At 38.7% G+C, this 11,441-nt stretch carries 5 protein-coding genes and 1 pseudogene; all 6 read right to left on the minus strand.

The genetic code is table 11. The features are described from left to right. Window positions 1-3,270 precede the first annotated feature (3,270 nt). Window positions 3,271-4,203, minus strand: coding sequence for an abortive infection family protein (locus tag ACFIK6_RS08445; protein ID WP_375677533.1), 933 nt, complete (start codon window positions 4,201-4,203; stop codon window positions 3,271-3,273). Between the two features lie 1,411 nt (window positions 4,204-5,614). Beyond that, window positions 5,615-6,979, minus strand: a complete 1,365-nt coding sequence (locus ACFIK6_RS08450) for an MFS transporter (protein ID WP_375642602.1) — start codon at window positions 6,977-6,979, stop codon at window positions 5,615-5,617. A gap of 66 nt (window positions 6,980-7,045) precedes the next feature. Beyond that, window positions 7,046-8,284, minus strand: a complete 1,239-nt coding sequence (locus ACFIK6_RS08455; RefSeq protein WP_375642603.1) for a cytochrome P450, cyclodipeptide synthase-associated — start codon at window positions 8,282-8,284, stop codon at window positions 7,046-7,048. Between the two features lie 40 nt (window positions 8,285-8,324). Continuing rightward, window positions 8,325-9,056: a tRNA-dependent cyclodipeptide synthase gene (locus tag ACFIK6_RS08460; RefSeq protein WP_375677534.1), complete on the minus strand. Its 732-nt coding sequence runs from the start codon at window positions 9,054-9,056 to the stop codon at window positions 8,325-8,327. 469 nt (window positions 9,057-9,525) lie between these two features. Continuing rightward, the gene (locus ACFIK6_RS08465) at window positions 9,526-10,728 is read right to left on the minus strand and encodes an MFS transporter (RefSeq protein ID WP_375677535.1); all 1,203 of its coding nucleotides are present in this window, start codon (window positions 10,726-10,728) and stop codon (window positions 9,526-9,528) included. Window positions 10,729-11,041: 313 nt separating this feature from the next. Beyond that, window positions 11,042-11,441, minus strand: a pseudogene (locus ACFIK6_RS08470) (DUF3792 domain-containing protein); the annotation flags it as partial.

The raw sequence follows: 11,441 nt of genomic DNA on the forward strand, positions 1-11,441 counted from the left end.
CGGGGTGGAGCAGCCCGGTAGCTCGTCAGGCTCATAACCTGAAGGCCGCAGGTTCAAATCCTGCCCCCGCAACCAAAATGCCAAATAATACTTCCATAAAAATCAAATAACATCTCAAAATCACTCTACAACCATAGTAGAACGTGAAAATATAATAATCCTCCTACTCAAAATCGTGTAAGAATTCACTTAAACTTTCCCCTAAATCGGTGCTTTTATAAAAGGGGGAGGATAGAAGTTGCGGAAACGCTATAGAAGAAGGACAAAACGTACAAACCACGAAATGCTCAAAGCTATCAAATAGATATAGTAACCATTCTTATAACCTTTTCAAAACAATTCTTCCTTAGCTGAAAACAACGCTTCTCATCTTCACTCTGCTGTCGTCTATTCAAAAAACAACAATTCTTTATTCAAATATCCATTGACATTGCTCTTGTAAAAGTTCCTTGTGTGTAACTTTTACATTACACAAAAGCATCTTCTTAAAAAGCAGCTAACCGCTTGAAAAACAGTGATGAACTGCTTTTTTGTCTCTTAAAACCACACAGAAATACCGTGAGAAGGAGCATAAAATCGTATTTCCTAAATGTTGTGACAGTTCTTTTCTTGCTCACAAAAATCACACAAAAATTCTTATTCTCATAACCAGTAAAATAGAGAGAAAAAGTGAGATAGGAGAGCGCTTTAAAAATCTCGTCGATTACTGTAAAGTTTATGCTCTTTTAATCACACCCCCTGTGAAGCTCGCATACTGGATAGAGGAAAATATAAACAGTTACTTGCGTCTAAAAGAGACTTTAGGCAATAAAATGTGCGTAAAAGTGTTTAAAACAGCGGCATCTTGCTTGTTACGACGATTGCTAACTTGTCGAACAGACAGAAAAAGAACCTAAGAGGCTCTATCTGCTGTCCATTCTCTTATCATCTGGGATATTAAAAAATTAGGGATCTCGTGAAGGGGGCGGTGTCCTCTATTATAAAAACTCTGCTTATTCTAAAAACTCTATTAGTGCACTAGAGTGTTTTCTCCTTCTTCTACGAGGGCTTTCATTTTCCACTCCAGAGAGAGAGTACAAAAATAAAACATGGCTTGCCTTTCCCTGCAAAAGTTTCTGCTATTTTAAGACTACGAAGGACTTTCTCATCCCATACGCCATAATCAATTCGCCACGGTCTGCTTCTTTTAGAACACTCACAAAACAAGCTTTAAGCGCTTCTTGTTGATGATCTAAAAGCTTTTTCGGTTCTTTTTCTTAAGCGCCGTTTCTCTTGTTTCTTCAAAAGGACTCCAATCTATTTGACCGTTTTCTCAATCAAACAGATTAGTCCTTGTGAATCCGGATCTCTTGGACTGCAAAAATATGAGAAGCATTATCACTCCACTCTGTTTTGGTGCTATCGATAAGAATATGACAGGTGAAGATCTTTTTCTAACTGGCTGCTATAAAAACGATCAATATCTTCTTTCTTAATCTGATAATTTGTACTATAAAGCTTATAGTGCACCATCGCTCATACTATATTTGTTCGTCTATATCACATCCAAGGTGCATCTTTGTAAAGCTGCGTTGCTATATGAGGAAAAGTCTTGTTGCTACCCTATCATCCTTCATTAGAGAATTATTTAAAATAAAACTTCATTCTAGATGGAGCATAATGGAAGCACCATGAAAGCAGAACAAAATGTACGAGAGCTTAAACACCACTAAGGCTATAGCTTGAGGGGGGGCTTGAAAATCTTCCCTCTCTAAAAAACGCAATAGCCCATATAGACATGCCATTAAAAAGCTGTACTCACCGTTCTATCTTAAAAACCTATTTCTCAATCCTTCCAAAAAAGAGCTATAGTCGTTCTACTATGCTTATTTTTGCACAACGTACACATCCTTTGCTTTAGAGGCAATGGGAGCGATGAACCATTGATTTGTCAAAAACGCCTATAAACTCATGGGCATATAAGTGATGAGGCAGTGTTACCAACGCTCCAAGCGGGATGTATAACATTTTTGCGAGATAACCAACGAGAGGGCTGGGAAGCGGGTGATTTTATCCTTATTGGACAATCAATTTTGCTCAATGTCAGGAGGGAGAAAAAACATGGGTGGTCAATAGTGTGAGACATAAACGCACAAATCCAATCCATACTATAAAAGCGTCTGGAGAGCTGAAAAGCTTCTTACATCTATCCTAACATACATAAAGCAACTTAAGAGAACAAGCCTCCATAAGCTGCATATCCCTATCCTTGTTGGATAATTTTGGCGCAATGTACTATCTGTTTTGAAAGGGACATCTCGCACCATCTTTGGACCATCTGCTCTAGCCCCTTTTGCCGTTTCTAGGGTGGCATGTTCTTTGAAGGAGTGATGATTTTTACAATCTTTTTTAGAAATGAGCGTGATGAGGCAAAAGTCTTCTGTCGTGAGAAAAAGAAGGAATGGCTTTGTGCTTTTGCAACAATTGGTACTGACGTTTGAACAGAAACTGGCAACGAGGAAGGGAAACTTATAGAGCGCGTGACCAATAAATTTTACCCCCCGTTATAGAATATCGGCTTTTATAAACTATAGAGAAGGCTATGCCGAGGGGCTGGGGGCGCTTAAGTCTAAGATAATTCTCAAGTAATTCTAAGAGAACAAAATCTTATGGTGATTAGAAAAAAGACCTTCTTCTATCTCATTTGCTCCTTATTCCACTTGTTCTAAATACTACTTGTTAAGAGAGCTAGAACGCTGCTTGTTTACCAGAAAGCCATACTTCTTAATCCTTACCAAGATATACTTCTTCACTCAAACTTTCCTCTATATTGCTTTTATTAGAAGTGGGGCTTTATGGAATATGTAATTTATGCGCATAAAGGCTTTGCAGGAATTAAATCTCAACTCAGATTTTCTCTCTTTACGGAGTTAAGACTTGTGTTTTTATCATAATGACTAGCTTCTCTATCATCATATTTCTTCACGAGAGCTTTCCAAAAATAGCACACTATCTAGTTTGTTCTTTAAAAAATAATCAAGGCAATACTTTTGCACTATCCTCATTCGCTATCCTTAGGGGCTACTTTTGCATTCGCAGAAATTGTCACTGACTTTAAAAGCGGAGCCTAGCAACGCGGGGAAGAGGAGAGCTATAGGGCGGTGTGATTACTCATTCTGTCGTGCTATAGAAATAAGGATATAGGCAGCGATCACCCCTTTAATGCTTTTTAGGCATTTAAAATGGCACGAGAAAATGCTGGTAGTCGTGATATGTTTTTTCTAAAGTTTTTTATGATGGCTGATCCATGAGCTCTAAGATATAAATTGAGAGGGAATGTGCGGCATTAAAAGTTAAGCGCGCATGGCGAGGTTTGAGATTGATTAGTTCAAAATCCTTTTTTGAGCGGCCGTGCGCTGCACCTTTCTTGTTTCTTAAATTCATAGTACCATGCACAACTTGATACAGACCGGATGTGATCATTTTTAAGTCATTTTCATCTAGATCTTGATTTTCTAAGTTATTTTCATCTAGATTTTGATTTTTTAAGTTTTCTTGCTTCATATCTTCGGGATGAATCTTGGCTTTCTTAACGACTTTTTCCCATAAAGCGGGCAGATTATTACGGGCGTTTTCTGCACATGGGATAGAATGGTGGTCGAGATAAGCTTTGCAAGAGGCTTCCAACAGATTTGCTGCAAATAGAACTGCCTCCCTTGGATCTTTTTCTATATTTTCTAATGCTCTATTTATTTCGATTTCTACTGCTGAAAGTTCTTTCTCTGCAATACGTTTTTGTAGCTCTTTTATAGAAAGAAGACCTGCTTTGATAATATACCCTCCACGCTGATATTCCAATCCATCTTTCTTTAACGTTTCTAAAACTTTACGTTGATCTTTTTGTAACTGTAAAATTTTTTCATATAATGATGGATTGAATCCGCTTGGGTCTGGGTCATAATATTCTTTTTCCAAAAGATCTCCAAGCAAGTTACCAAGGACTTCAAGCGGTTCATTGCATTCCACATTGATTGCACGTAGCCATGCTTTAACTTTTTCGCGTTTTGTACCTTCTGGAATCTCAGAAGGAGCAAATGATGCAATAAACAAGTCATCTAACTCCTTACACGTATAATGGTATGCAAACATTGGAGGGAGAAGTCCAATGATTGCAGGAGGGATTTTGTTTTTCTGAGATATTGTTTGCGGAGACGATAATTGCATTTTGTATCTTTATAATATCAAAAAGTGGTGTGTGGAGTGGTTTTTAGAATATGATTTTATTGCTTGACCTTGCATAGAAAGTCGCGCAACAATTTTGTGGCTTATATAAGATTTGTGAAAGATAAATGCCATATTGTGTTTTAATTTTTTCTCCTTTCATTGTTATAACAGTGAAGGGGGTGGATAATGTGTGATAATTCGAAAAATATAGAATGAGAATAGAAGTATAATTTTGTATTATCGTAGCTGCAATAACATTCTTTATTGGCAGATTATTTATTGGAGATGAGAAGCAGGCAATGCACATAATCTCTGACATGACAATAAGGAAGGTTTTGTGACAAGAATTTCAACAGTGGTATGTTACCAAATGTTGTGTGTGTTTTTTGCTTGTCAGAAAGAGCAGATGGGGCTCTTTGTTCGCATAACCGGTAGAGAGAACAAGTGGGCTGGGGATTGGTTTACCAATTTCGTTTATTCCGTTAAAGCTTACTGTTTTCTATAAAAAGGCTGTTTTCATGATATCCGCTGTTAATCTCGCGTATTTGGTAGCGATGGAAATATACACGTTTATCGTGTCTGTAAGGGAGCTTGAAGCAATGAAACTAGGCGTAAGAGGGTTCTGAAAAGCTTCTTTTGTCCATAAAATTTACAAGAAAAATTTAAAGCCAAGAAAATGTTAGAGAAATTTAAGAGCAAACTGTGAAAATCAAGAAATAGTCTTTTTAGAGATGGTTTGGGGTCTGTCATCATACATTATGATTTTCAATGTTTTTAAAATTTCCCTCTCAATGAGAGAAGGATTTTTTATTAAAGCGGGGTAGATTTGTTATGACAGTTCACAATGAAATAGAGAAAAGATTCTGCTTTACAAGCTGTTTTTGTTGCTTCAGCTTCATTTGAACCTGTTGCGATTATGAAATTATAGCGATTCAATGAGCTTGAAAAGGGGTGAATAACATCACCAAGTTTGCAGTGCGGTGCGATTTTCCACATCGCGGTGTGTGGTAGAAGATGATTAGCATTTATAGTGTGCGTGGGCGGAATGCTATATTCTATGCTGGCGCTGTAGGGGCGTCTGTTAGTGCGTTTATGGGACTATTCCGCATTGAAAAGCGTACTTAATTTCGTGGATACTTGCAAAGATACCAACAGAGAATTCCATATTTCAAGAGGTTTTGAGAGGTGTCTAAGAGCACTAAGGAAGCGTGACGTTGATAAACACCGCATGTTACTGGAGATGTCCAAATTTTAGATCTGAAGGAGCTTGTCGGTTTAGTGTCCTTTTATAAAAATTATGAAGGCTGGAGCTAAGGTCTCAGTGTTGTTTATTTCTCGAAAAGTGGTAAACTGCTCTATGATCTTATATGCCATTGCAAATGTTATTGAGAAGGCGTTCAAACGAAATATATCATAAATCGGAGCCTTTCTCTTTATGCGATAAGGAGAGTGCGAGGCAAAACAGTAAAAATGCAGCGATAGAGAATATGAAGAATATGATATATGTTTGGTTTAAGGACAGATATTCTTCTGTCAGCGAATGGATCAAAAAGCCAGCGAATATCCCCCCCAAGGCTCCACCTATTTGCTGTAATATGCGTGTGATAACGGCCGTATCTTTGACGTATAAACTATTGACATATTGAATGGGGGCAGAAAGGCAGACAATGGTGGTGATGCCAAGTCCTATGCCTCTTAGCAAAAATCCTAGCCCATCCATGCTTATATTATAGCCAAAGCATAATAGCCCAAAGCTTGATATCACTAAACCAATTCCTATCATGAAAAAGGGAGATTTTTCTTTCCATTTTTGGTAAATAAATTTTCTTCCGATCCATGCACCTACCCCTTGTAAAGCAAGGACGGCGCCGATGATGAGAAGGTTATTTTTATGGGCTTGTTCCATGGCAACGGCTAGTGGGAAATAAACGAGGAAGCTATAAAAAAGAAATGACGCAACAAGCCCCATGGTCATGAGCAATGTGTAGCGCGCATTTTGAAATCCACTAAAGACGATTAATTTATTTTTTGCTTTCTGATTAGAAACAATGAACAATATGAGAGATATCACCGCTATAAGTGCTAGGATATATAAGTGATTTTTGTTCTTTATATTTTGGGCTTCTGTGAGATAGAAAAACGAAATAAGCGATATGGAAAACGCTAAAAATGCAAATAAGTTAAATTTTGTTTTTACTGTTTCGTTGCTCTTTAAATGTTTAGCTCCAATGGTGAGCGCCAATAAAATGAGCGGAATATTGATAAAAAATAACAAACGCCAAGACACATACTGAGCAAGTGAGGCGCCTACCAGCGGACCAAAGGCAGGAGCGAAAACCGTTGGTACAGCTATGGTGCCCATGGCTTGGCGCACCCGTGTCTGCCCAAATTGTAAGGCAATAATGGTTTGGCTAAGAGGCAGCAAAAGACCTGTTCCGAAACCTTGAACGATACGGGCAGATATAATGGTTGGAAAATCATAGCTTAATCCTACCCCCAGTGATCCAAGCATAAAAATGAAGCTTGCAAGGAACCAGGTCTTTTTGATACCTATTCTCCCCTGAACAAAAGCTGCCATCAGCAATCCCGGCACGGTAGCCAGAAAATAAGATGTTACAACCCATTGCATATTCTTTTCCTCTATTGAAAAATAATCAGCAAGGTTGGGAAGGATGACATTAACAATGCTTCCGTCCAGCAAGGGGAGTATGCTGGAAATAATGACGGTATATATGACATACCTTTCTGATTTGGTATAGGAATCTTTCTTTTGCATTGTTATGCCCCCTGTTGATATTCTTTAAAATATTGGTTCTGCTCTATAAATCACAGACTTTGAGAATTAACACGCGTTTGTTGGTTGCGATATTGGGATGAATGTGATTGGGAGTGCCGATGGTCCTCTTGTGTACAATCCCTCTTCTTCCAAAATGAAGCCATCAGTTAAGCTAATCTCAATGAGTTTATCGAGGAGTCTATTTGCCGTCAACTCTATCTGCATAAGAGCAAAAGCAGAACCTACACAGACGTGCATGCCTGCTCCAAAGGCCAAATGGTTTGCGGCCCTTATAAGATTTGGCTCGGTTTTACTGATCCGTTTGCGTTCTGGTATGAAATTATTGGGGTCCATAAAAGCGTCTGGATCACGGTTAGCAGCTCCAATCATGCAAAAAACGAGAGAGTTGGCTGGTAATGAGATGCTTGCGAATTCCATCGCTTGATTGGTTTGGCGCGGTATAAGCTGAACGGGAGAAGTTAGGCGTAATGTTTCTGCGATCGCATCGCCAAGAAGCGTTCTATCATTTTGGATTGTTTCTAATTTGTTTGGGTTTGTGAGTAAATGATAAAAAAGATAAGCTAATGTCTTATCGGCAGGTTCTATGGCGGCCAATAACATGTTAAGGACAAGCGCAACTATTTCAGAAGTTGTCATATGAGTGCCATCATTTGTTTTCTGACATAAAACAGATATTAAATCTTCTGATGAATTTTTGTCCCATTCTTCTATAAGAGGTGTTAGATAAGAAATTATATCTTTGCTGCACGATAAGCTGAATTTTTTTTCTTCATCTGATTGGTTTAAGCTGGTGACAAAAGATGCTATTCCCTTGTGCCACATTGCTATATCTTTGTAACGATCTATCGGTAGGCCTAAGACCATTAATGTAACAAGCACACCATAATCTTTGCCGAATTCATTAATAATATCTATTTTCCCCTTTGGAAGATACGGCATGAGAAGCCGGTCTATTGTTTCTTCAATAATTGAAGCATAGCGAGTGCGGAACATTTTTCCGGTAAGTTTTGAAAGTATGGCGTGCCGCTTGCTATGGTGCTCATGCCCTTCCATCTGGGCTAATACGCGATCGCCCATTACCGGTTCCGCTCGAACAGCTAAGGGGGCTGTTGTAAAGCGAGCGTCTTTCAAAATTGCGCTGACATCTTCATATCGACCAAAAAAATAAGCCTTAAGATTTTCATCCCAAAGAACAGAGTTAGAAGAATGTACAGTTTGGTATGTATTGTATGGATTTTTTTGGAAATTTTCGTCCATAACATTGAATTTAATAACGTGGCGCACCAATTGTCCCCTTCGAATGTTTAATTATAAATTGGTTCTTTCATGAGTTTGGCGTACATATCGAAACAATTCCGTGCCCTTGTTGCTTATCAACACAGAGAGGTGATTTGCCGCTGAGCAACAATTCTCCTACCGGCCATTCACGATGGTAAGCCAAAACTGAGCTCTCTATATTAAGTAAAGATGGAGTATTTACGTAGAACGGTATTTCATCAAAAATATATTCAATAGAAATATCTGTTGTTTCCAAACATTTAATTTTTTCAGCCGAGAATCCCACACTCTTTGCTCGACACCCAACTGCTTGAATTGACATTTTCATGCATAATTCACTAAAATTCAAATCTTTTTTGTACAAATTTATAGCTTGTGATTTTAATATTTTATAATTGTCATTTTGTTTGTACTGAGAGAAGTCAAGAATGCGAAATGATTTTTCTAAATTATTAAAATTCTGAATATTGTATAATATACGCCTTATGCGATTGAGCTCCTTTTTTGTTTTCCGCTCTGCCTTATCCTTAGTGGATCCAGATGCTAACACAAGGAGCATGGCTGATTCTGTATCTGGGAGCAATACGTCAATATCTTTGAATTTTTTCGCACTCCAACATATGAGCTCAGTAATATATTTTTCTGAAAACCTTGAGTTGAATGGGCTTATACCAATCATAAGATGCTGCTTCATTGCGATTAAACGAGAGCAGTTTTTCGATTGTCCCCTTATAAAAAATGAAAAGTGATCGTTGACATTTATTTTTTGTAAACCCATATTTACCCCCGCACCTGCATTTCATTATGTTGATTGCAAAACTCTCATTTATTGAAAATAATAAATGACTAATTATCAAATCACACTGTTTTATAAAATAAATAAAGTACTTTGTAAAGGCAATCATGAATAGTTGATTTATTAAAATATCATAAGACACACACCGGTATTTGCATTACCTTAAGTTATAGATATAAGTGAACTTTCAAACGCAATGGCTTGGGTCTGTCGTTTGTTTAATGCTAGGAGAGATTAAGAGGAGATGTGTCAATATTGAATTGAAATCCTAGTAAAAGATCGCTTTAATTATAACGATTTTTTAAGATAGCTAAAGTTCCTTGTCGGGTAAGTTTTGATCTGCATGAATGGCGTAAGAACTTTCCCGCTGTCTTCAGCGTAGATTCAGTGAAATTGAATTTACTGTGAAGGTGCGCGATTCCGGCGGTTAGATAGAAAAACGCCTCGTCCACTAACCATTATCAAATTCTCTCTGTTTCTTTTTTTGTACGGCACTGTTCACAATAAAACCTAATATGCCTGCGATCATTGTGGCGATGCCGATGATAAACAGTGTGTATTGGGTATGATGCACTTTTACAAAGCCGGCTCCTAGAAAGCCAAGGCATACGGATGTCTGTATGATGAAGATATAGGCAGGCATTTGACTGTTTCGTTGTTCTTTGGGGATGGCTTTCATCATAAAACTTGCCATTAAGGCATTTTGCACACCATTGGCACTCCCAAGGATGAAAAATGATAGCATCATCAGCCATGTGAAGTTTGTTAAGGAAAAACAGAAAATTGCAAAGCCAATGGTTGCGGCAGCTAGTGATGCTCCAGCGGTATTGCCAAAATGGTGGAAAAGGCTGGAGAAGCGGAGTGGACCAACCACTAAGCCTAGGCTTAGCATACTTGTGATCACCCCATAGGTTTCAGCACTAAACTGTAGCTCGGTGCGGATGCGGACAATCGACAAGACGTTGAGAGCAGAGGTGAGGATAATAGTGATGATGAGGGGCGCAAGAGCATAGACGACATTTTTTTTGCGCAAGAGACCCGCTAAATCTAGTCCTTTTTTGGTTTGCTGCGATGTATCTGTCTTTTGTGTATGTATTTTTAAACTTTTAAAACAGTATATGGTGATCAAGGCTGCACAGAGAACCATGATGGAAAGTGCAAAGAGCCCTTTTTGCCCGTTTGATATTCCATACAACACGCCCCCTAACAGTGGTCCTGCAATATAGCCAAGATTACGGACTGTTTGGATAATGCGATTGATACGGTCTAATTGCTGTTCATTTTTTGCGAAGTCAGGTACCGCAACAAGAATAGCAGACCAAAAGATTGAACCAGCACAGCCCAGTGCGAAAGAAAGGGCAATATAAAGCCAAAACTGGTTTGCGATTGCAGCTGCGGCTATGAAAAGCGCTTCAAACAATAAAACAACAGTGACTGTGTGTACTGGTTGGAAGTGATGCAAAAGACGTGGTGCAATGGGTCCCGCACAAATTGCCCCGATAAGCCCTGCAAAAAGGAGCATTGAAATAGAAGCTGTGCTTTCTGCTAAGTGTAAAGCAAATGTGACTTGAGCCGTTTCATCGGCAAAGCTGCTAAGAGACAAAACGAACAAAAGTCCCATATGAGCGAAAATAATGGATTTTTTCTTTATCACAATGCTCCTCCCCAAGAGACTAAAGGTATATTTTCTTCTGCGTGTTTATGGGATATCCCACGCTTTGTCTAGTTTTTCTTGATGATCAGTTGAGAAAGGAAGTTTTCAGAGCTCTCTTCAAAATAAGCACAATGCCTATTTTCAGCGATGAGCAGCTCCTTATGTTTTTTGAAAGGGGAATATTGAAGGATTATGGGCTGGCGAAGTTGTCTGATATGAGAGACAATGATACAAAAGGGCAATCAGAAAATTTCACAAAAAAGCTGCACCAATTGTACAGCTTTTTTAAGTGTTTGCTTTAGAGGTAGACGTTTTAAAGTATGAAAGTATCCTTACGGCTTCTGTAACCGTAGTAGCCAAACACACTGGAAATAATGGCGCCTATGAGACTGCCTAAAAAGCCCCACCATCCCATATTGGAGGCTGTTTTTGTGGCTTTAGTTGCAGTGTTTTTGGCAGCCTTGATTGTATCTTCAAGATTGTCCGAGAGTGTTTCTGCCCGTTCTTCAAGCGCTTTTATCGCCTTTTCGGTTTTTTCCTCTGCGCTTTGATAGAGTTGGACGGCACGGTTTACTGCTGTTTGTGCATCAGCACGGGACATGCCATCGGTCATAAGGGCTTTGATGATATCACTTCGATCAAATTTTTCCGTGAGATCTTCTACGCGATCAGACAGGCGCTCACCAAGATTTTTTAAAGTGGTGCGATAGTGA

It is taken from the genome of Bartonella sp. AS69XJJH, from assembly GCF_042195585.1.
In the GTDB taxonomy this organism is placed as follows: domain Bacteria; phylum Pseudomonadota; class Alphaproteobacteria; order Rhizobiales; family Rhizobiaceae; genus Bartonella.